The sequence below is a fragment of the Leisingera sp. ANG-DT genome (assembly GCF_000813785.1).
In the GTDB taxonomy this organism is placed as follows: Bacteria; Pseudomonadota; Alphaproteobacteria; order Rhodobacterales; family Rhodobacteraceae; genus Leisingera.
Genome location: NZ_JWLE01000005.1, coordinates 213,274 through 235,154, shown reverse-complemented (window position 1 = coordinate 235,154; position 21,881 = coordinate 213,274). Strand labels below are relative to the sequence as shown.

The 21,881-nt window shown below is 61.2% G+C and carries 19 protein-coding genes and 1 riboswitch; of the genes, 17 read left to right on the top strand and 2 right to left on the bottom strand.

The window, feature by feature from the left end:
• Positions 1-43: 43 nt before the first annotated feature.
• Positions 44-1,141 carry a DNA replication/repair protein RecF gene (recF, locus tag RA21_RS06380; protein ID WP_019297652.1) on the top strand — a complete coding sequence of 366 codons (1,098 nt, stop codon included), beginning with the start codon at positions 44-46 and terminating at the stop codon, positions 1,139-1,141.
• Positions 1,138-1,758, top strand: a complete 621-nt coding sequence (locus RA21_RS06375) for a LysE family translocator (RefSeq protein ID WP_019297653.1) — start codon at positions 1,138-1,140, stop codon at positions 1,756-1,758. Before recF ends, RA21_RS06375 begins: the two co-directional genes overlap by 4 nt.
• Here RA21_RS06375 and RA21_RS06370 read toward each other — a convergent pair.
• Positions 1,755-2,348 (bottom strand): TetR/AcrR family transcriptional regulator, encoded by a 594-nt coding sequence (locus RA21_RS06370; RefSeq protein ID WP_039147403.1) that lies wholly within the window; start codon positions 2,346-2,348, stop codon positions 1,755-1,757. The genes RA21_RS06375 and RA21_RS06370 overlap by 4 nt on opposite strands.
• Before the next feature lie 107 nt (positions 2,349-2,455).
• On the opposite strand from RA21_RS06370, the gene RA21_RS06365 reads away from it, so the two are divergent.
• From RA21_RS06365 to RA21_RS06355, 3 genes are all read left to right on the top strand, one after another.
• Positions 2,456-3,046, top strand: coding sequence for an NAD(P)H-dependent oxidoreductase (locus RA21_RS06365; protein WP_039147795.1), 591 nt, complete (start codon positions 2,456-2,458; stop codon positions 3,044-3,046).
• A 93-nt stretch (positions 3,047-3,139) separates the two neighbouring features.
• Complete coding sequence (gene gyrB, locus RA21_RS06360; RefSeq protein WP_019297656.1) at positions 3,140-5,557, top strand: DNA topoisomerase (ATP-hydrolyzing) subunit B; 2,418 nt, start codon at positions 3,140-3,142, stop codon at positions 5,555-5,557.
• A gap of 642 nt (positions 5,558-6,199) precedes the next feature.
• Positions 6,200-8,914 (top strand): ammonium transporter, encoded by a 2,715-nt coding sequence (locus tag RA21_RS06355; protein ID WP_039147401.1) that lies wholly within the window; start codon positions 6,200-6,202, stop codon positions 8,912-8,914.
• Between the two features lie 260 nt (positions 8,915-9,174).
• Here the strand turns inward: RA21_RS06355 and RA21_RS06350 are convergent, their stop codons facing one another.
• Entirely contained in the window at positions 9,175-10,044 is an 870-nt protein-coding gene (locus RA21_RS06350; RefSeq protein ID WP_029204963.1) for a hypothetical protein, read from the bottom strand.
• A 126-nt stretch (positions 10,045-10,170) separates the two neighbouring features.
• Between RA21_RS06350 and miaB the strand changes: the two genes are divergently transcribed.
• From miaB to RA21_RS06290, 12 genes are all read left to right on the top strand, one after another.
• The gene (gene miaB, locus RA21_RS06345; protein ID WP_039147398.1) at positions 10,171-11,493 is read left to right on the top strand and encodes a tRNA (N6-isopentenyl adenosine(37)-C2)-methylthiotransferase MiaB; all 1,323 of its coding nucleotides are present in this window, start codon (positions 10,171-10,173) and stop codon (positions 11,491-11,493) included.
• A 282-nt stretch (positions 11,494-11,775) separates the two neighbouring features.
• Complete coding sequence (locus RA21_RS06340; RefSeq protein ID WP_029204964.1) at positions 11,776-12,351, top strand: OmpA family protein; 576 nt, start codon at positions 11,776-11,778, stop codon at positions 12,349-12,351.
• A 12-nt stretch (positions 12,352-12,363) separates the two neighbouring features.
• Entirely contained in the window at positions 12,364-12,669 is a 306-nt protein-coding gene (locus tag RA21_RS06335; protein ID WP_029204965.1) for a hypothetical protein, read from the top strand.
• Positions 12,670-12,810: 141 nt separating this feature from the next.
• Positions 12,811-13,821 (top strand): PhoH family protein, encoded by a 1,011-nt coding sequence (locus tag RA21_RS06330; protein WP_029204966.1) that lies wholly within the window; start codon positions 12,811-12,813, stop codon positions 13,819-13,821.
• Positions 13,822-13,899: 78 nt separating this feature from the next.
• Complete coding sequence (gene ybeY / locus RA21_RS06325; protein ID WP_029204967.1) at positions 13,900-14,412, top strand: rRNA maturation RNase YbeY; 513 nt, start codon at positions 13,900-13,902, stop codon at positions 14,410-14,412.
• A gap of 22 nt (positions 14,413-14,434) precedes the next feature.
• Entirely contained in the window at positions 14,435-15,334 is a 900-nt protein-coding gene (locus RA21_RS06320) for a hemolysin family protein (protein ID WP_039147396.1), read from the top strand.
• Complete coding sequence (gene lnt, locus RA21_RS06315; protein WP_039147393.1) at positions 15,331-16,830, top strand: apolipoprotein N-acyltransferase; 1,500 nt, start codon at positions 15,331-15,333, stop codon at positions 16,828-16,830. Before RA21_RS06320 ends, lnt begins: the two co-directional genes overlap by 4 nt.
• A gap of 61 nt (positions 16,831-16,891) precedes the next feature.
• Positions 16,892-16,940: riboswitch (SAM-SAH riboswitch) on the top strand.
• Positions 16,941-16,946: 6 nt separating this feature from the next.
• Complete coding sequence (gene metK / locus RA21_RS06310) at positions 16,947-18,128, top strand: methionine adenosyltransferase (protein ID WP_019297666.1); 1,182 nt, start codon at positions 16,947-16,949, stop codon at positions 18,126-18,128.
• A gap of 169 nt (positions 18,129-18,297) precedes the next feature.
• A complete protein-coding gene (locus RA21_RS06305) occupies positions 18,298-18,954 on the top strand; it encodes a COG3904 family protein (RefSeq protein ID WP_039147392.1) in 657 nt (218 codons plus the stop codon).
• 79 nt (positions 18,955-19,033) lie between these two features.
• The gene (gene trmB, locus RA21_RS06300) at positions 19,034-19,810 is read left to right on the top strand and encodes a tRNA (guanine(46)-N(7))-methyltransferase TrmB (protein WP_039147389.1); all 777 of its coding nucleotides are present in this window, start codon (positions 19,034-19,036) and stop codon (positions 19,808-19,810) included.
• An 86-nt stretch (positions 19,811-19,896) separates the two neighbouring features.
• Positions 19,897-21,243, top strand: coding sequence for a 3-phosphoshikimate 1-carboxyvinyltransferase (gene aroA, locus RA21_RS06295; protein WP_039147386.1), 1,347 nt, complete (start codon positions 19,897-19,899; stop codon positions 21,241-21,243).
• Positions 21,240-21,863: a (d)CMP kinase gene (locus RA21_RS06290; protein WP_019297670.1), complete on the top strand. Its 624-nt coding sequence runs from the start codon at positions 21,240-21,242 to the stop codon at positions 21,861-21,863. The genes aroA and RA21_RS06290 overlap by 4 nt, the downstream gene beginning before the upstream one ends.
• Positions 21,864-21,881 lie beyond the last annotated feature (18 nt).

Sequence of the window (21,881 nt, the reverse complement as noted above, 5' to 3'; positions counted from 1 at the left end):
CAGCGCGAGTAATTTTGCAAAGAAGAAAAAGGGCGCGCGCTTCATGCTGGCTCTGACCGCATTGACCCTTTCCCATTTCCGCTCGCATTTGCGGGCGGATTTGCGTTTGGACGGGCGTCCGGTGGCCATTCACGGCAACAACGGCGCGGGCAAGACCAACATCCTGGAAGCAGTGTCTCTGTTTTCCCCGGGCCGCGGCCTGCGCCGGGCCAGTGCCGCCGATATGGCGCGCCAGCCAGAGGCTTTGGGTTGGAAGCTGAGAGGCGAGCTGCAGGCGCCGTCGCAGGCTTACGAGGTGGAAACCTGGTCCGAGGGAGGTAATGCCCGGCAGGTGAAGATCGACAACAAGTCCGCCAGCCAACTGGCGCTGGGGCAAGTGGCGCGCGTGGTGTGGCTGATTCCGGCAATGGACCGGCTGTGGATTGAGGCTGCAGAGGGGCGGCGGCGGTTTCTGGACCGGATCGCGCTGAGTTTCGAGCCGGGTCATGCTGAGGCCTCGCTGGCGTATGAGAAGGCAATGCGCGAGCGCAACCGGCTGCTGAAGGAACAGATCCGCGATGCAGCCTGGTACCGGGTGCTGGAGGATCGCATGGCTGCCGCCGGGCACCGGATTCATGCGGCCCGGGTGCAGGCGGTGGAGCTGCTGCAGCTGGCACAGGCCGAGGCGGAGACCGCCTTTCCGGCTGCGGAGCTGGAACTGTTGCAGTCGGAGGGCAGCATGCCGTTCTCGGAGGCTGATTTCAAAGAGGCGCTGGAGGAAAGCCGGTTCCGCGATCTGGCCGCAGGCCGTACCTTGGTAGGGCCGCACCGCACCGATCTGATTGGCACTTACCGCGCCAAGGGCATCCCGGCCAAGGACTGCTCCACCGGAGAGCAGAAGGCGTTGCTGGTGTCGCTGATTCTGGCCAATGCGCGGGCGCTGGCCGAGCGCGAGGGCGCGCCGCCGATTCTGTTGCTGGATGAGGTTGCGGCGCATCTGGATGCGGGCCGCCGCGCTGCGCTGTATGATGAGATCTGCGCGCTTGGCACCCAGGCCTGGATGACAGGCACCGGCCCAGAGCTGTTTACGGAGCTGGGCGGCCGGGCGCAGGTGCTGGAAGTGTCGGAAAACGAGGGCGTATCGGAGGTTTCCCAGAAATGACCGTTACGCCCTGGGACCTGGCGCTTTATGCCGGGGCCTTGCTGATCCTGTTCCTGACCCCCGGCCCGGTGTGGCTGGCCCTGATGGCGCGCTCGGTTTCCGGCGGGTTCCCAGCGGCCTGGCCGCTGGCGGTTGGCGTCGCCTGCGGCGACATCTTCTGGCCGCTGATTGCAGTTGCGGGCATGTCCTGGGTGGTTTCGGAGATCGAGGGCATCATGACCGTGCTGCGCTGGGTGGCCTGCGCGATGTTCCTGGGCATGGGGTATCTGCTGATCCGCCATGCCGGCGACGCGGTGGAGGAAAACCGCGCCCTGACCCGTCCCGGCATTTGGGCCGGTTTCATGGCCGGTATCGCGGTGATCCTCGGCAACCCCAAGGCGATCTTGTTCTACATGGGCGTGCTGCCCGGGTTCTTTGACCTGTCGGGCATCTCCGGGAGCGACATCGCTGCAATTGTGACCCTGTCCTTCCTGGTTCCGCTTTTGGGCAACCTGGCGCTGGCGGGGATGGTGCACCGCGTGCGCCGGGCGGTAACCTCCACCCGGATCCGGCGGCGGATCAACCTGGTGTCCGGCGGGCTGCTGATCTGTGTCGGGCTGGTGATTCCCTTCACCTAAGGGGCGGGCTGCAGCCAGGCTTTCAGGTATGACGCCAGCGCCCGGGCAGGCGGCGTTTCATCATCGTGTTCCATGCAAAACCACACGCCCAGGACGTGGTTCAGGAAGGCCTGAATGCCTTCTGCTAACAGTTCCGGCTGCTGATCCTGGCGAATTTGGCCTGCCGTCTGCAGAACCTGCAGCCAGCGCGTCAGCAGCGTGACCTGCCGGATGAAACTGGCGGTGACCACCTCATCCGGTTCCGCCGCTGTGGTGCCGGAGTAGCGCAAAAGCAGATCAAAGATCACCCGGTCCTGGCCGACGTAGTCCAGGTGCGGCGCCAGTCGGGCGGTCAGTTCATCCGCATCCTGGGGAGGGTCCCCTGCCTCCATCCCGTCCAGCAGGCGCATGACCTCATCCCCGATCAGCACGGCCAGCAGCCCGTCCTTGTCCTTGAAATGCGAAAACAGGGTGCCTTTGGCCACACCGGCGCGGGCGACCACATCCTCCACCCGCAATCCGCTGTAGCCCTGCTCCTGCACGATGGTGGCTGCCACCTCCTGCAGTCTTGCCCTGGTTTCCAGCCGCCGTTTCTGCGGTGCACGCGTCATTATCAGCCTCACAAGCTATTTTTTGACCGCGGTCATTTTTATAATTGACCGCGGTCATTTTTGATTCAATAAAGTGACCATGGTCAACTTATCCAATGGAGAGTGAAATGTCTGCCCGGAAAATCCTGATTCTAAACGGCCACCCGGCTGCCAATACCTTTACCGGGGCGCTGTGCGGCAGCTATGCGTCTGCCGCTGGCGGCGCCGGTCATGACGTGCGCATGCACAATCTGTCGCAGCTGGAGTTCGATGCGGATTTCGGGCAGGCCGGGTTCTCCGGTGCAAAGAAGCTGGAGCCCCAAATTGAGGCGGTGCTTTCGGATTTCGAATGGGCGGGCCATGTGGTCATTGCCTTTCCCCTGTGGTGGGGCGGCATGCCGGGTAAATTGAAGGGGCTGTTCGACCGGATCCTGCTGCCCGGCCGCACCTTTGATCCCCGCATTGTCACCGATGGCCTGCCCAAGCCGCTGTTGACGGGAAAGTCAGGACGGGTCCTGATTGCGTCAGACACGCCGCCCGATTTGATGGCGCAATACTACGACAATGCCGCGCATGTTCAGGTGGAACGCCAGATCCTGAATTTTGTCGGAATTGACCCGGTTGAGACCTGCCATTTCGGCGCTTTGCAGGGGTCAAGCAGCGAGGAGCGCAAAGCCTGGCTACGCACAGCGGCGGAACTCGGGGCGCTGGGTGCGTAATCGCCTGACGGGCCCATGAAAAAAGGGGGCTTGCTCGTGACATTCCTCCCCGGGTTTCGTATAAAATCCCGAAGCTAAAACAGGAAGATGTGAATGTCCGGAAACGAGCAGGCCCCCGCAGAATATGGCGCGGATTCCATCAAGGTTCTCAAAGGGTTGGAGGCGGTTCGCAAGCGCCCTGGCATGTATATCGGGGACACGGATGACGGCTCGGGCCTGCACCATATGGTGTACGAGGTCGTGGACAACGGCATCGACGAGGCGCTGGCAGGCCACGCTGACCATGTAACCGTGAAAATTCATGCGGATTCCAGCGTCTCCGTCAGCGACAACGGCCGCGGCATTCCGGTGGATATTCATGCCGAGGAAGGCGTTTCGGCAGCCGAGGTCATCATGACCCAGCTACACGCTGGTGGTAAATTTGACAGCAACTCCTATAAGGTCTCGGGCGGCCTGCACGGCGTGGGCGTGTCGGTGGTGAACGCGCTGTCTGACTGGCTGGAGCTGCGCATCTGGCGCAACGGCAAGGAGCACGTGGCGCGGTTTGAACGCGGCGATACCGTTAAGCATCTGGAAGTGGTCGGCGATTGTGGTGACCAGACCGGCACCGAAGTCCGGTTCATGGCGTCGACCGATACATTCTCGAACCTGGAATACTCTTTTGAGACGCTGGAAAAGCGCCTGCGCGAGCTGGCCTTTCTGAACTCCGGTGTGCGGATCATTCTGGAGGATGAGCGCCCGGCAGAGAAGCTCTCGGCGGAGCTGTTCTACGAGGGCGGCGTCAAGGAATTCGTCAAATACCTTGACCGGCACAAGACCCCGGTGATGGACGCTCCGGTCTACATCGTGGGGGAGAAGGACGACATTGGCGTCGAGATTGCCATGTGGTGGAATGACAGCTACCACGAGACGGTGCTTCCCTTCACCAATAATATTCCGCAGCGCGACGGAGGCACTCATGTCGCGGGCTTCCGCGGTGCGCTGACCCGGACCATCAACAACTACGCGCAGACGTCGGGCATCGCCAAGAAAGAGAAGGTCTCTTTCACCGGCGACGATGCTCGCGAAGGGCTGACCTGTGTTCTGTCGGTCAAGGTGCCGGACCCGAAATTCTCCAGCCAGACCAAAGACAAGCTGGTGTCCTCCGAGGTGCGCCCGGTGGTCGAAAGCCTGATGGGTGAAAAGCTGGCCGAATGGTTCGAGGAAAACCCGAACGAGGCCAAGCAGATCGTCGGCAAGATTGTCGAGGCCGCTCTGGCCCGCGAAGCTGCCCGCAAAGCGCGCGAGCTGACCCGCCGCAAGACCGCGATGGACGTGAACTACCTAGCCGGTAAGCTCAAGGACTGCTCCGAGAAAGACCCTTCCAAGACTGAAGTCTTCCTGGTCGAGGGTGACTCGGCCGGCGGCTCCGCCCAAACCGGGCGGGACCGGATGACCCAAGCCATCCTGCCCCTGCGCGGCAAGATCCTGAACGTGGAGCGTGCGCGGTTTGACCGGATGCTGTCCTCTCAGGAAATCGGCAATCTGGTGATGGCGCTTGGTACTGGCATCGGCCGTGATGAATTCAACATCGAGAAGCTGCGCTACCACAAGATCGTCATCATGACCGACGCCGACGTCGACGGCGCCCACATCCGTACCCTGCTGCTGACCTTCTTCTACCGCCAGATGCCTGAGCTGATCGAGGGCGGTTACCTCTACATTGCCCAGCCGCCGCTTTATAAGGTCGCGCGCGGCAAGTCAGAGGTCTACCTCAAGGATCAGGCGGCGCTGGACGATTACCTGATCAACCAGGGCGTTGACGGCGCGGTTCTCAAGCTGGGTGACGGGTCTGAAATGGCCGGTGCCGACCTCACTCGCGTAGTGGACGAGGCGCGGCAGCTCAAACGCGTGCTGGATGCTTTCCCGACCCATTACCCGCGCCACATCCTGGAGCAGGCTGCCGTGGCCGGCGCCTTTGTACCCGGTGCCGTGGATTCCGACCTGCAGGGCGTGGCCGACAAAGTTGCCCAACGGCTGGACCTGATCGCATTGGAATATGAACGCGGCTGGCAGGGCCGGATCACCCAGGACCACGGCATCCGCCTGGCCCGCATCCTGCGCGGAGTCGAGGAAGTACGTACCCTGGATGGTCCGATGCTGCGCTCGGGTGAAGCCCGCAAGACCGGCAGTTTCACCAAAAGCCTGCAGGAAGTTTACGGCACCACCGCCCAACTGGTCCGCCGCGACCGCAGCCAGATGATCCATGGCCCGCTGGGCCTCTTGCAGGCGATTCTGGAAGAGGGCGAAAAGGGCCTTACTCTGCAGCGCTACAAGGGGTTGGGCGAAATGAACCCCGATCAGCTTTGGGAAACTACACTTGATCCGGATGCCCGCACGCTGCTGCAGGTCCGTATTGATGATATGGTCGAAGCGGACGATTTGTTTACCAAGCTAATGGGCGATGTGGTGGAACCGCGCCGAGAGTTTATTCAGAAGAACGCCCTTAGCGTGGAAAATCTGGATTTCTGAGGCCGTTGTAGGATCGCCCAACAGCGTGTTTTTGACCCATACTATTGCGCAAATTGTCCATAGTTTTGGGTCTCGCATACGGTAAAGGGTAGGCAGTTTCTGGATGCACTGGGGTCTTCTTTTTTGAAATGATCTCGGGGTTTCAAGTGCTGCTACCCTTTTCGCGATTGCCAACTTGGCGGGCAAATTCACGATTCGCGTGGTGAACTTTTGGCCGCCGGTGCCCTGTCGGCAAGCTCTTGGCGTAGTGCGGACAAAATAGGCTTGTAGGGAGCCCTGCGCGGTCGGCATAGGTGTCTCCTCTGCGTATTTCTATTTGTTTCCATAAGTTCCTTGTGATTGCCGGCTGGTAGCCCGCCTTTCGCATGTACAGCAGCGCTTTGCCGGTGCAAAGGCGGGCGTTAGTTGCGTGGCTGCCCACGGCCGTCCGGGAGTTGGGTGGAGCTGCCATTTGCCGCAACTTAAGCGGCTCCAGGTGCCGGATTTGTGCGGGAAGCGCCTGGGTGGAATTCCGGCAAGTAAAAATGAACACAGAAGTCCAGGGCCGGCCTGAGCTGTGCTAAATCATGGAAACCAATTTTTGACGTCTGATATTTAATATACGTCTTTAGCGAGTGTTATTTTTAATCTTTGGGTTGTTTAATGTCTGAGGCCGACGCTGTCTGGATACTGTTTTCCGCGCTTCTTGTGCTTGTGCTGCAATCTGGGTTTCTATGCTTGGAATCTGGCACGGTACGGGCAAAGAATGCGGCAAATGTCGCACTCAAGAACTTGTCAGATGTCTGCGTGGTCAGCACTGCATTCTGGCTGACCGGATTCGGTCTGATGTTTGGCCCCAGCTTGGGCGGCCTGTTCGGGACCGGCGGCTTCTGGCCACAGCTCGACAACTCCGCAGGCCATTCAGCCGCAATTTTCCTGTTTCAGATGGCTTTTGCTTCCACAGCTGCAACGATTGTGTCCGGTGCCGTGGCCGAGCGGGAGAGGTTTCTGGGCTACTTAGTGATGTCCGTGATGCTCGGGGCCTTTATTTATCCTGTTGCCGGGCATTGGGTCTGGAATGAGGCCGGATGGTTGCGGCAGGCTGGCTTCATCGACTTTGCCGGCGCGACAGTGGTGCATAGTGTCGGAGGCTGGACAGCGCTGGTGGCAGTCGTTCTCTTGGGGCCGCGGCTGGGCCGCTATGGGCCGAAGAAGCGGTTTTTCGAAGAGAACTCCATCTCCCTCGTGACCCTTGGCGGGTTGTTGCTGTGGGTCGGATGGGGTGCGTTCAACGGCGGCTCAGCTTTGGCTTTCAGCACAAATGTGGGTCCGGTGATCGCCCGCACTATGCTGTCGGCAGCGGGAGCGGGAATTGCCAGCATAATCATAGGACTAGGGCTGTTCCGTTGCGTCCGGGCTGAAATCCTGGTCAACGGTTTTCTCGGCGGGCTGGTGGCAGGAACCGCGGGTATCCATCTTGTGACAGGGCCGATGGCCTTCCTGATAGGGGTCGTCGGTTCGGTGACAGTGATCGTCGCACGGGACATTCTGGATGCACTGAAAATTGATGATGTGGTGGGAGCGGTACCGGTACATCTGGCAGCCGGGCTGGTCGGCACGCTCGCGGTGGCATTCACGGTCCCGCTGGAGCTGCTCCCTGCCGGGAGCAGGCTGGGCCAGCTCGGAATTCAGGCCTTGGGGGCTTCTGCTGTAGCAGCCTGGGTTATCTCGTGCACGGTTCCGCTTGCTATAATTCTCAAAGCTGCTGGACTGCTGCGAGCGCGTCCCAGAGACGAGGTGCGGGGGTTGAACTTGGCTGAAAACAACCAGCGCAATGCGCTGCTGGAAATGCTGGAGGAGATGAAGCGGCATCAGAGGTCCGGGTCTTTCAGCAGCCGAGTGCGTGTCGAACGGTCCACTGATCTGGGAGTGCTGGCGTTCCGTTACAACCGTGTGCTGGACCGGGTCGAAGATGAAATCAGCCTGCGTGTGGACTCGATCCGCAAAGAACGGATGAGCCGGGTGCTGGCGGAAGAGGCCTTTGAGGCGATGCGGGAGGCGCAGGAGGAAAGCGCCTGGTCGGCCCGGCATGACAAACTCACTGGGCTGGGAAACCGTAAGCACCTGGAGGAAATCGCTTCCGCTCCGGCGGCGGATCAGCAGGCGGGCACACTGGTTGTCGCGCTGGACCTGGACCGGTTCAAAGAGATCAATGACACTTACGGGCATGAGGCCGGTGATCTGGTTCTGGAACACGCGGCGCAGCGGATTTCCGGTAAGATCCACGCCGGGCGCGACTTTGCTTTCCGTATCGGCGGGGACGAATTTGCGATGCTGATGGAGTTTGCCGGCAGCGAAGCGGAGGCATTTGAGTTCTGCTCGGATCTTCTGTTCGAGCTGCTTCAGCCGGTAAGATACAAGGATGCCGATCTCCAGGTCGGGGCGTCCATTGGTTTTGCTCTTAGCGAACCGCATGAAACCCTGCTGTCCGCGCTGCGGCGGGCTGATTTGGCGCTGTATGCCTCGAAGGCCGACGGGCGATCCTGCGTGAACGCATACTCCGCCTCTATCGGGTCTGCACATGATGAGAAGATGGACCTCATCCGGGACTTTAAACAGGCGTTCGTCAATAACGAGATTGAAGTTACTTTTCAGCCGCAGATCGACGGGAAAACAGGGGTGCTAGCAGGGTGCGAGGCCCTGGCGCGCTGGAACCACCCCCGCCGCGGCATTGTCGGCCCTGACGTCTTTGTGCCGATCGCCAGGGAGGTGAACATGCTGGCGGACTTGGACCGGCGGGTGCTGGATATCGCCTTGGCCGCCTACTGGGAGTTTGAGCAACAGGGGGTTGCAATGCCCAGTATCTCAGTGAATGTCTCTGCAGAGCGGCTTGGCCACCCCGGTCTGATCGAGGAGCTGCGGCAGCGCACGGACATCCCGGCAAGCGGCCTCGCCTTCGAGCTTCTTGAGACGGTTTTTCTTGATCATGTTAATGACGATTATGGCAAGCAGATTGACGCTCTTAAGGCGATGGGTATCGGCATTGAGATTGATGATTTCGGAACAGGACATGCCAGCATCGCAGGGGTGCTGGCGCTTAAGCCCGACAGGTTGAAAATCGACCGCATGTTCACGACAGGCATTGATTGCAAACCGGCCCGCCGCGACTTGATGCGCGGACTGATCGAGATGGCCGCCAGCGCCGGAGCGGCAGCGGTTGTGGAGGGGGTGGAAACCGCCGGCGAGGCGGAGGTTCTTTCTGAAATCGGCGCTGACATCCTGCAAGGTTATGCCTTTGGACGCCCAATGGACCGCAAGCGATTCCTGGCATGGGCCCGTGATTGGCAAGCGGAGCGAAAGCCGCTGCAAGCAGGTTAGCCTGGTGGCAGGCGCGCGGCGTGCCTGCTCATCAATTGTTGCATTCTGCCTTCGCTCAGCTGCCGTCTGAGGAAGCATCATCACAGCTGCAAGTTGCTATGCAGAGCGTCACTTGGCGTGCTCCTGCGGATCCAAACCACCTGCCAAATTCATCAGCAATAGCCGAAGTTTGGCCGCTGGACCGTGCGGTACCAGGCGAAACTCTCTGTGATTGGCTTCTTCATAATGCAGGGTGCGAAACCTCCGGCTTTCCGGCCCATTCAGAACCACTGACCTGGTTCCATCAGTCCTAGGTCAAGTAATTGGCGCGAGTGCCATTCAAATGGTGCCGAGTTATGCCAGCGGAAAGATTCGATATCAAAAGTGGAGCCAGGGTTGCGCTTGAGAGCCTTTGCAGTGCGGAAGGAGCAGACCGCGGCGGTCAGGTTGTGGTGCCAGGGGCAAGCGTATGTATTGTATTCCTGATTGTCGAAGGTGTGATCCGGCTGCAGATGCAGGCCAGGCTTAGCGCGGAACAGTGAAATCCGGTCGATCTTGCGGCTGGCGGCTGGAATGTGCTCTTCAAAGCGCCAGCGCACACCGCCAAAGAAATCCAGTTGCCGCTCACGCGGATGACCCGTTTCCGGATCCTTGCGTGACTGTGCGTAATAGCCTGACTTGTCGAGATAGGCCTTCTCCAGCGATACCGCTGTGGGGCTCTCAGTCAGATCGCCGGCATAAAGGTCTATGACATAGGTGAGCATCGCATCGCGGCGTTCCTCGGTGTGGAATGTCAGCATCTCGCCGATGCCTCGGGATTCGCAGAATGGATAGAAGAGGTATTCCGCATTGTAGCAGTAGTACAGCCAGCAGCCCGGCTGCGCGCTGGCAATGACAGCATTGACGGCGCTGGTCACCGCCCCCTCAGGTCCGCAATCAAAGGGGACCCGGTGGACTCTTGCACGCACATCCTGCGGCAGGTCAAAGGCATCCGGCATCAGTGCTACGACCGCCTTGAAGCCGCTTTGCAAATGGTGCCGCAGGGTGGTGGCGATTTCCACCTCGTCTTCGATGAAAACCAGTGCAACCGGCCCTTTGGCCAGCAGCGGCTTGCCCTCTTTCAGGAAATCCTGCAGCGAAGAATACATCATGCCGGTCTGCCCTGCCTTTCTGGCCTTTGCTGCTAAAATCGGGTAAATCCCGCTGCATTGCAAGCAACGGCATTTGCCTGTATTGCAAGCCGCTGTTTACCCACCCTGGCTGGAAGGCTGACCCGCATGAGCGCCCCGAAGAAGCTGTTTATCAAGACCTATGGCTGTCAGATGAATGTCTACGACAGCGAACGTATGGCCGAGGCGCTGGGCGGTGAGGGGTACGTGGAGACCAAATCGGCAGATGACGCCGACATGATCCTGCTCAACACCTGCCACATCCGGGAAAAAGCGGCTGAAAAAGTCTATTCCGAACTTGGCCGCTTCAAGGGGCTCAAGGCTGAAAAACCGGACCTGAAGATCGGTGTTGCCGGTTGCGTTGCCCAGGCCGAAGGCGAAGAGATCATGCGCCGTCAGCCGCTGGTCGATCTGGTGGTTGGCCCCCAAAGCTATCACCGGCTGCCGGAAATGGAAGCCAAGACGCGTGAAGGGGAAAAGGTGCTGGACACCGATTTCCCCGAGGAAGACAAATTCGAAAAGCTCAAGAACCGGCCCAAGGCCAAACGCGGCCCAACCGCGTTTTTGACGGTGCAGGAGGGCTGCGACAAATTCTGTGCCTTCTGTGTTGTTCCCTACACCCGTGGAGCCGAGGTCTCGCGCCCTGCGGACCGCATCCTGCGTGAGGCACAAGACCTGGTGGAGCGTGGCGTGCGTGAGATCACCCTGTTGGGCCAGAACGTGAATGCATACCACGGCGCCGGTCCCAACGGCGACCTGACCCTGGCACAGTTGATCTGGGAGCTGGACAAAATCGACGGTCTGGAACGGATCCGTTTCACCACCTCGCACCCCAACGACATGCAGGACGACCTGATTGAGGCGCACGGCACTTGCGCCAAGCTGATGCCGTATCTGCATCTGCCGGTGCAGGCAGGGTCCGATAAGATCCTCAAACGGATGAACCGCTCACATACCGCCGAAAGCTACATCCGGCTGATCGAGCGCATTCGAGCCGCGCGTCCGGATATCCTGATCTCCGGAGACTTTATTGTTGGCTTCCCGGAAGAGACCGAGGAAGACTTCCAGGCCACCATGGATCTGGTTGAGGAGGTGAAATACGGCACCGCCTATTCCTTCAAATACTCGACCCGTCCCGGCACGCCGGCTGCAGAGCGCGCGCAAGTCGACCCGGCGGTAGCAGATGACCGGCTGCAGCGCTTGCAGGCCCTGCTCACCAGGCAGCAGCGCGAGGTTCAGGACAGCATGGTCGGCAGAGAGGTTGGTGTGCTGTTTGAGAAGGCAGGCCGCCTGCCGGGTCAAATGGTCGGCAAGTCCGATTATCTGCACGCTGTTCATGTTGCTGATTGCAGCCGTCAGGTTGGTGATCTTGCGCGGGTCCGGATCGTGTCTTCCGGCGCCAATTCTCTTGCTGGTGAACTGATCGGCTAATCAGCAGGATTTCGGCCGAATCCCTTGGCGGCTTTTTCGTGGACCGTCCTCTCGTGACAGGCCGCCTTATTCAGGCGATTCTTCATTGCTTTGCTCTTGTAAACAATTTTTCAAAAATTCATTGAGTGTTTGTGGTGGGTGCCTAATTTGCGCGGAATATTAATAAAATTAGCATGTATACGCGGTCCCTATCAGGTATTTTGGCTCTTATGGCCTGAACGGTGGCCGCTTGTGCGCGGCTACACCCTGGGGGGAACTTTAGGTAAAGGAATTGTGGTTGTGATGATACTCAAACTGAACAATGCGATGGCGCTGGCTGCCGCTGCCACGGCTGCGCTCAGCATCGCTGCCGCGCCTGCCAGCGCGCAAACCGGGCAGCGCACGATCAAGGGCGAACGCTATGTGCCCACGATCTGGGTTGATCCGGACGGCTGCGAACACTGGGTGATGGATGACGGGGCCGAGGGGTTCATGACGCCGCATGTGACTCCGGACGGCAAGCCTGTCTGCCGCCGCGGGAAAATCTGCGGTGTGATGCCGACCGATCAATTCTTTGCCACTGACAAGCATTTTATCAATGCCGCCGGCCGGCAGCGGCTGGGCGAATTCTTCCAGCAGGCCAGGTCGAATGGTGCACGGTCCTTTGTGATCGCGGGCCACACCGACAGCCGCGCTTCCGATGAATACAATATTCGCCTCTCAGAGCGCCGTGCCAATGCTGTGGCCCAGGTTGCCCGATCGGTTGGCGCCCGGATAAATGATGTCCGCGCCTATGGTGAACGGGACCCGCGGGTGCCCAACACCAGCGCGGCCAACATGGCGCAAAACCGCCGCGTCGAAATTTACTGCCTGCGCTGAGGGAGAGGGATGATGAAAACAGTGAAAGCAGCCGTTCTCCTTGCCGCAGTCGCAGGTGTTTCCGCCTGTACTCCGGCGGTTAACAAGACTACCGACGGTCATGTCGCTGATGGCAAGTCTCAACATTTGTCCAATCTCGAAGCTGGTATTTGGGTCGATCCCCAAGGCTGCGAGCATTGGATCATCGATGATGGCCTGGAAGGTTATGCAGACCTGCGGCGCACGCCTGACGGCAAGCCGGTCTGCAACAGTGACCTCCCGCGTAATGTGGCAACTGGCCCATTCAAGAAGGGATCGACCTTCGGCGACCCGATCTGAGAATTGCATACAGCGTGAATTGCAGCCGCCCGTCCGGGGCGGCTGTTTTGTTTCAATGAAGTGATTTTATGCAGCGCCTGCTTGCGCAAATGCTGCGGCGGAGGCAGACTGAAAGGGCAACGCCAGATTGAGGAGATCAGCTTGGCCATCAGTGCCCTGAATGACCCGCAGACCCAGACCGCAACCCACGAAGTGCTGCTGGAATTTCCTGACAACCGATTGCTGATCGACCTGTGCGGCGAATATGACCGCAACCTGGCTGACATCGAACAAAAACTGGGCGTGCAGATTGTCCGCCGCGGCAATCAGCTGTCAGTGATGGGTGAGGATTCGGCGCGGGAGCAGGCGGCGGGTGTGCTCACCGCGCTTTACGACCGGCTTGAAACCGGCCGCAGCGTCGAAAGCGGCGACATCGACCGGGAACTGCGCATGGGGCCGGACACCGACGATGCTGAACCCGACGGACAGCTGCAAATGTTCCGCGGCGGCCGGGTGGAGATCAAGACCCGGAAGAAACTGGTGGAGCCGCGCACCGAGGCGCAGAAGGCCTATGTGCAGTCCCTGTTCGAGCACGAACTGGCCTTCGGTATCGGCCCGGCGGGTACCGGCAAGACCTACCTGGCGGTTGCTGTGGGCGTTTCGATGTTCATCACCGGCCATGTCGACCGCATCATCCTGTCCCGCCCTGCGGTGGAGGCCGGCGAAAAACTTGGCTACCTGCCGGGCGACATGAAGGACAAGGTCGACCCCTACATGCAGCCGCTCTATGACGCGCTGAACGACTTTCTGCCGGGCAAACAACTGGCCAAGCTGATTGAGGACAAGCGGATTGAAATCGCACCGCTGGCCTTCATGCGCGGCCGCACTCTGTCCAATGCCTTTGTGGTGCTGGATGAGGCGCAGAATGCCACCACCATGCAGATGAAGATGTTCCTGACCCGGCTGGGTGAGGGTTCGCGCATGGTGATAACTGGCGACCGCTCGCAGGTCGACCTGCCGCGCGGGGTGCAGTCCGGACTGGCGGACGCCGAACGGCTGCTGAAAACAATCCCCAAGATCAGCTTCAACTATTTCACGGCCCGCGACGTGGTGCGTCACCCGCTTGTGGCTGCCATCATTGAGGCTTATGACGCGGACACGCCACCCGCCTGACGAACAAACCGCCGGGCTTCATCTATGCAAAAATACTCCGGGGGTGCGGGGGCTGCCCCCCGCATGTGCAGCCGAACCATGACGCTCGATATCACTATCGAAGACAGCCGCTGGCAGGATGCCGGGCTTGAGGCGCTGGCCGAAGAGGCCATTGCTGCCGTGCTGGCTCATTTTGCACTGGACCCGGAGGATTGCGAAATTTCGCTGCTGGCCTGTGATGATCCGCGCATTGCTGAACTTAACGCCGAATTTCGCAGTAAACCGCAGCCTACAAATGTCCTCAGCTGGCCGGCGGAAGAGCTGGCGGCCGAGGAGGACGGCGGCACGCCGCTGGCGCCAGAGGCTGATTTTACAGGGGAAATCCCGCTGGGTGACATCGCGATTTCCTATGACACTTGCGCCCGGGAAGCCCTGGAAGCGGGAAAAGCACTGACCGATCACACCCGCCATCTCATCATTCACGGACTGTTGCACCTTTTGGGGTATGATCACATACGTGACCGCGATGCCGCATTGATGGAAGGGATTGAGGTCCTGCTACTTGGCAAACTGGGTATCGCGAACCCATATATGAGTGAGGATGCCCCGTGAGCGGGGTTTTTGGATAGGACCGATGGGCGACATAGAAGGCAGTTCTAACGCGGCGCAAGGCGCGCTGCAGGACATCAATGGCACGGCGGCGGAAGCGCCGGCCTCTGAAAATACCGGATTGTGGACGCGGCTGCGCAACGTATTCAGCCCCGATCCGCAGGACGGACAGGACACCGGCGGCGAACAGCCTGCAACGGGTGCTGGGCCGCACGGCATGATCAACCTGCGCCGGATGCGGGTTGAGGACGTTGCTATCCCCTCTGCCGAAATCGCTGCCGTGCCTGTGACAGTCGCCAAGGATGATCTGGTCGGCATTTTCCGGCAAAGCGGCTTTACCCGCATTCCCGTTTACGAGGGCACGCTGGACACGCCGCTGGGCTTTGTTCACCTCAAGGATTTCTCGCTGACGCATGGTTTTAGCGGCGGCACCTCTGAATTTGACTTGTCAAAGATGCTGCGCCCGCTGCTGTTCGTGCCACCCTCGATGCCGATCGGCGTGCTGCTGACCAAGATGCAGGCCGAACGCCGCCACATGGCGCTGGTGATCGACGAATACGGCGGCGTGGACGGGCTTGTCACCATCGAGGACCTGATCGAACAGGTTGTGGGCGAGATCGAGGATGAGCACGACGCCGACGAACATCAGACCTGGTTCGAGGAAAAGCCCGGCTGCTACATCGCACTGGCCCGCACCTCGTTGCCGGAGTTTGAGGCCGAGACCGGCCATTCGCTGACCAGCCACGATGACGTGGACGAGGAAGAGATCGATACGCTTGGCGGACTGGTCTTCATGCTGTCAGGCCGTGTGCCTGCGCGCGGTGAGGTGATTGAACACCCCGAGGGCGCTGAGTTCGAAGTCATGGATGCTGATCCGCGCCGGATCAAGCGGCTGCGGGTGCGGCTGCCGGACGCCGCTGCATGATGTCACTCGGGCTGCGGCAGGCTGCACGCCGGCTCCGGCTGGCCCCGGCGGGGCTGGCCCTTGGCAGCGGTGCGCTGCTGTCGCTGGCGCTGGCACCCTGGCACATGCTGATCGGGCTGCCGGTTGCGCTGGCTGCGGCTGGCTGGCTGGTGCTGCAGGCAGCCTCTGCCCGTGCTGCGGCTCTGGCGGGATGGCTGTTCGGCCTGGGCTACTTTGCCTTTGGGCTGTCCTGGATCCTTGAGCCGTTTCAGATCGACCCTGACCGTCACGCCTGGATGGCGCCCTTTGCGCTGGTTTTTCTTGCTGCTGGCTTGGCCCTGTTCTGGGGCGCGGCGTTCGGTCTCGCAGCCCGTCTCAGCCATGGCGCCGCGCGACTTGTGATGCTGGTGGCCTTGTGGTCGCTTGCGGAATTTGGGCGCGCTTATCTGCTCACTGGATTTCCCTGGGCAGCCTTCGGCCAGTTCTGGATAGATACACCTGCTGCAAGTCTTCTGCCGTGGATCGGGCCGCAGGGGCTGGCGCTGCTGACGCTCGTTGCATTCCTGCCGCTTGCCCTGCTGCGGAAAAGTCCTGCTGCCGGCATTCTGTCGCCGGTTCTGGCTGCAGCTATAGTCCTGGCCGTGCCTGCGCCGGACCTGGCTGGGCCGTCTGAAAAGACAGTAAGGATCGTCCAGCCCAATGCGCCTCAGGATCAGAAATGGCACCCGGACCACAGGTGGGAGTTTGTTCGCCGCGCGCTGGCGTTCTCTTCAGAGGACCCGCGGCCTGACCTGATCGTCTGGCCGGAAACCGCGGTGCCGCAACTGCTGAACTATGCCGAAGATACTCTGCAGGTCATCACAGAAGGCGCCGGCGGTGTGCCGGTTCTGCTGGGCATCCAGCGGGAGGATGGCGGCGCCTACTACAACTCAGCGGTGCTGCTGGATGCAGATGGTCTGCCAGCCGCAACCTACGACAAAGCGCATCTGGTGCCATTCGGGGAATATGTGCCGTTTGGCGACTTCATGGCCCGGTTCGGAATCCACGGTTTCGCTTCCCAGGCCGGGGCCGGATATGCCGCCGGTCCGGGGGCAAGGCTGATGGAATTGCCCATCGGCAGCGCATTGCCGCTGATCTGCTATGAGGCTGTTTTCCCGCAGGATGTGAACGCCGCCGCGGCCCGTCCCGACATGCTGGTGCAGATCACCAATGATGCTTGGTTCGGCACCCGTTCCGGCCCTTATCAGCACCTGGTGCAGGCGCGAATGCGGGCACTGGAACAGGGGCTGCCGATGATCCGGGCTGCCAATACGGGCGTTTCAGCAATGATTGCACCTGACGGGCAGCTTCTGGATCAGTTGCCGCTGGGCCAGGCTGGCTACATTGACGCAGCCCTGCCTATGCCGCTGCCACCGACCCTATACAGCCGCACCGGTGATTGGCCTGTATTCCTGCTGTGCATGTTCATTGCGGGCGGAGTATTCTTTTTCTCCCGCGCTCTTGCGCCGCGGTCATAGCTGCTTAACTCTACCGGAATATAGATTGACCTGCGCGGATGAGCCGCGTAATGCGGCTTGATACCTGTCACAACGGCTTCCTGGCGTGGCAAGGCTAAACCAATGGAGCACTTTTCATGACCCGTACGAACTACACTTTCACTTCGGAATCGGTTTCCGAAGGCCACCCGGACAAGGTCTGTGACCGCATTTCCGATGCTGTTCTGGACGCATTCCTGGCGGAGGAGCCCGAAGCGCGTGTCGCGGCTGAGACCTTTGCCACCACCAACCGTGTGGTTATCGGGGGCGAGGTGGGCCTGTCCGATCAGGACAAGCTGCACGATTACATGGGCCGGATTGACGAAATCGCCCGCGCCTGCATCAAGGACATCGGCTACGAGCAGGACAAGTTCCACCACGAGACAGTGGAAGTGACTAACCTGCTGCACGAACAATCCGCCCATATCGCGCAGGGCGTGGACGCTTCCGGGGACAAGGACGAAGGTGCTGGCGACCAGGGCATCATGTTCGGCTTTGCCACCAATGAGACCGACGCGCTGATGCCGGCGCCGATCCAGTTCAGCCACGCGATTCTGCGCCGCCTGGCGGAAGTGCGCAAGAACGGCACCGAACCGGCCCTGGGTCCGGATGCCAAATCGCAGCTGTCGGTGGTCTATGAAGGCGGCAAGCCGGTGGGCATCAGCTCTCTGGTGCTGTCGACTCAGCATCTCGATGAATCGCTGACCTCGAATGACATACGCGCCATTGTCGAACCTTACATCCGCGAAACCCTGCCCGAGGGCTGGCTGACCAGTGCCACCCAGTGGCATGTGAACCCGACCGGCAAATTCGTGATCGGCGGCCCGGATGGCGACGCAGGTCTGACCGGCCGCAAGATCATCGTCGACACTTATGGCGGCGCAGCCCCGCATGGCGGCGGCGCGTTTTCTGGCAAAGATCCAACTAAGGTGGACCGCTCTGCGGCTTATGCGGCGCGCTACCTGGCCAAGAACGTGGTAGCCGCGGGCATGGCAGAGAAATGCACCATCCAGCTGTCATATGCGATTGGTGTGTCCAAGCCCCTGTCGATTTATGCTGAAACCCACGGCACCGGAGAGGTCGACCCGGCGGCGATCGAACGGGCGATCGACCAGGTCATGGATCTGACACCGCGCGGCATCCGCTCGCACCTGGGGCTGAACAAACCGATCTATCAGCGCACGGCGGCCTATGGTCACTTTGGCCGCGAGCCGGAAGCAGACGGGGGGTTCAGCTGGGAACGAACCGATCTGGCCGAGGCGCTGAAGAGAGCCGTCTGAAGCTGGAAATTGCCTAAAAAGGAGCGGGTCCCGGTGCCCGCTCCTTTCTTTTGCGGGCACGCTCGCCCGAATCCTTAGGCTTCGTCTTCACCACTTGTGTTCGGGGTGGAGTGAAACGGCAGCCTGCGCCATAGTTCCGCGCAGGGACCATTCAGCTGCCGGAGCCACGATGCTGCGCTTAATTCCTCTAACGATCTGCCTGTTTCTGGCGTCCGCCGTTGCCGCCAAGGAGGTGCTGCCGCAGAAATTCAGCCTGCAAGGCAAGACGCTGGTCTACGACACCGAAACAGAGGTGACAGGCGAGCTGGCGGAAATCACCGAAGAGGACGTATCGCACCTTCGGAATATTCTGAAGAAAAGCCCTGAGATTACTGAACTGCAGCTCAACAGCGTCGGCGGCAGCGTCTATGCCGGAGAGGAAATCGCCGGGCTGGTGCTGGAATACGGGCTGGACACACTGGTTGACGGTACCTGCATCAGCGCCTGTGTCGACGTGTTTCTCGCGGGCGAGCGTCGGCGGATGACAATCGGCTCCAGCATTGGCTTCCACCAGCGCAACTGGCCCTCCGAGGCCGTGCACAAATACTACCGAAGCGAACGCAAGCGCCGCCGCTGGGCAACACCGTTTGAGTTCGGCTCCTGGATCTACGAGGACACCCAGAGCGAAGTTTACGAGCACCTCAGCTATATGGTGGCACGCGGGGTCGATCCGGGTTTTGCCATCGAAACGCTGCGCACGGATCCGGACGGGGAATGGTACCCCAGCCGCCTGCGGCTGATCGCGGCAGGGGTGCTGCGCGAATTGAAGCCGGGTGAGCAGCCCTAGATGGCTTGACCCGCGGGCCTGCTTGCGGCACAGGGGCGGCCAGCCTTTCAAAAGACGCCTCGAACAGGAGCCCAGACGCATGTCCGGCGACCAGAAGCCCCGCGACGACCAGTCCAAGGAAACCCGGCCCGCAGTTGAAAACGCTGCCGATAAACACGCCAGCGGCGCGCCCTGGCGCAACTTCTATGGCCGGTTCAAAGGCAAGACGCTGAAGGACAGCCAAAAGCGCTACCTTGACGAGGACCTGGCCAGCCTTAGCCCCGGAGCGGTTGGCTGGGACGAAAACCCGGACCGCAAACCACTGGACCTTGAGGCGCTGTTCGGCGGCAAGGACGTCTGGCTGGAGGTCGGCTTTGGCGGCGGTGAGCATCTGGTGCATCAGGCGGCCGGCAACCCGGATGCGGGCATCATCGGCGCGGAGCCCTTCATCAATGGTGTGGCGATGCTGTTGGGCAAGATCCGCAACGCGGGCGCGGATAACATCGCCGTGCATCCGGGCGACGCCCGCGATCTGATGGATGTTCTGCCGAAGGCATCGGTCTCCCGCGCCTTCCTGCTCTATCCTGACCCCTGGCCCAAGGCGCGCCACCACCGCCGCCGCTTTGTGACGCAGGAGCATCTGGAGCCGCTGGCCCGCTGCCTGAAGCCGGGCGCGATCTTCCGGGTGGCAACGGATATCCCCGACTATGTCCGCCAGACCCTGGAGGAAGTGCCGAAGGCCGGTTTCGAATGGCTGGCCGAAGGCCCAACCGACTGGCGCAAGCCGTGGGATGACTGGATCTCCACGCGGTACGAGCAGAAGGCCCTGCGAGAGGGGCGGACCCCGCATTACCTGACCTTCCGCCGCCTGGGCTGAGGCCAATTACGCTGGACCGGCCAGACCCAATCCGTTACCGATAGCGCAAACGCACAGACGAACGACCGACAGACGAAGGAAGCCCCATGTCCGGACACGGCACGCCCATCCCGATGACCTCCCACCGTGCTGACCCGCTCAAGGGCGTGGCAGAGGTGCCCGGCGACAAGTCGATCTCGCACCGCTCGCTGATCCTTGGCGCGCTGTCGGTGGGCGAAACCAAGATCTCTGGCCTGCTGGAAGGCGAGGATGTGCTGGACACCGCCAAGGCGATGCAGGCTTTTGGCGCAGAGGTGGTGAACCACGGCGGCGGCAACTGGTCGGTGTTCGGTGTCGGCGTCGGCGGTTTTGCGGAACCGGAAAACGTGATCGACTGCGGCAACTCCGGCACCGGCGTGCGGCTGATCATGGGGGTGATGGCAACCTCCCCGATTACCGCGACCTTCACCGGAGATGCGTCCTTGAACAAGCGTCCGATGGCGCGCGTGACCGACCCTCTGGCGCTGTTCGGAACCCAATCCGTTGGCCGCTCCGGCGGGCGACTCCCGATGACCATCGTTGGCGCCGCGGACCCGGTGCCGGTGCGTTACGAGGTCCCGGTACCATCGGCGCAGGTGAAATCGGCGGTGCTCTTTGCCGGCCTCAACGCGCCCGGCAAGACCGTGGTGATCGAGAAGGAAGCCACCCGCGACCACACCGAACGGATGCTGGCCGGTTTCGGTGCCGAGATCACCACCGAGGAGACCGAAGAGGGCCGCGTCATCACCCTGACCGGACGCCCGGAGCTGAAACCGCAGGTCATTGCTGTGCCGCGCGATCCGTCTTCTGCCGCCTTCCCGGTCTGTGCGGCGCTGATCACCCCCGGCTCTGACGTGCTGGTGCCAAACATCGGTCTCAACCCGACCCGTGCGGGCCTCTACTACACCCTACAGGACATGGGGGCCGACCTGACGTTCGAGAACATGCGTGAGGAGGGCGGCGAGCCGGTTGCCGATCTGCGCGCCAAGTTCTCGCCTAACATGAAAGGCATCGACGTGCCGCCGGAGCGCGCGGCTTCGATGATCGACGAATACCCGGTGCTGTCGGTGGTTGCCTCCTTCGCGGAAGGCAAGACCATGATGGCGGGCGTCAAGGAACTGCGGGTCAAAGAAAGCGACCGCATCGACGCGATGGCAAAGGGCCTGCGCGCCAATGGTATCACTGTCGACGAAGGCGATGACTGGTGGGAGGTTACCGGCCTTGGGCCGGACGGCGTGCCGGGCGGCGGCACCTGCGAAAGCTTCCTCGACCACCGGATCGCCATGTCCTTCATGGTAATGGGCATGGGTGCGCAAAACGCTGTTTCCGTCGACGACGGCAGCCCGATCGCAACGTCCTTCCCGATCTTTGAAAGCCTGATGGGCGGATTGGGTGCCAAGCTGGAGCGCACATGAGCGAAAGTTTCACCATAGCCGTCGACGGCCCTGCTGCTGCGGGCAAGGGCACGCTGTCCAAGGCCCTGGCCGCGCATTACGGGTTTGGTCATCTGGACACCGGTCTTCTGTACCGGGCCGTCGGAGCCAAGATGCTGGATGGTGCGGCCCCGGTGGAAGCCGCGCAGAACTTGACACCTGAGGATCTGGCGCGTGACGACCTGCGCGGGCCGGAGGTTGCGCAGGCGGCTTCCAAGGTCGCGGTGATTGCCGAGGTGCGCGCCGCTCTGGTCGACTTCCAGCGCGCCTTTGCCCGCCGCGCGGGCGGCGCAGTGCTGGACGGGCGCGACATCGGCACCGTGATCTGCCCCTATGCGCAAGTGAAGTTCTTTGTCACCGCCAGCGCCGAAGTGCGGGCCCGGCGCCGTTTCCTGGAACTGGCCGCGGCAGGTAAGGTGACGACACTGGAGGAAGTGCTGGGCGACGTGAAGGCCCGGGACGACCGCGACATGAACCGCGCCGAAGCACCGCTGCGCCCGGCAGCGGATGCCATTCTGATCGACACCAGCGACCTGAGCATCGAGGAAGCCCTGGCCAAGGCGATGACGGTGATTGACGCCCTCCGCGAAACTGCCGGCTGACCAGCCATCATCCGCTGT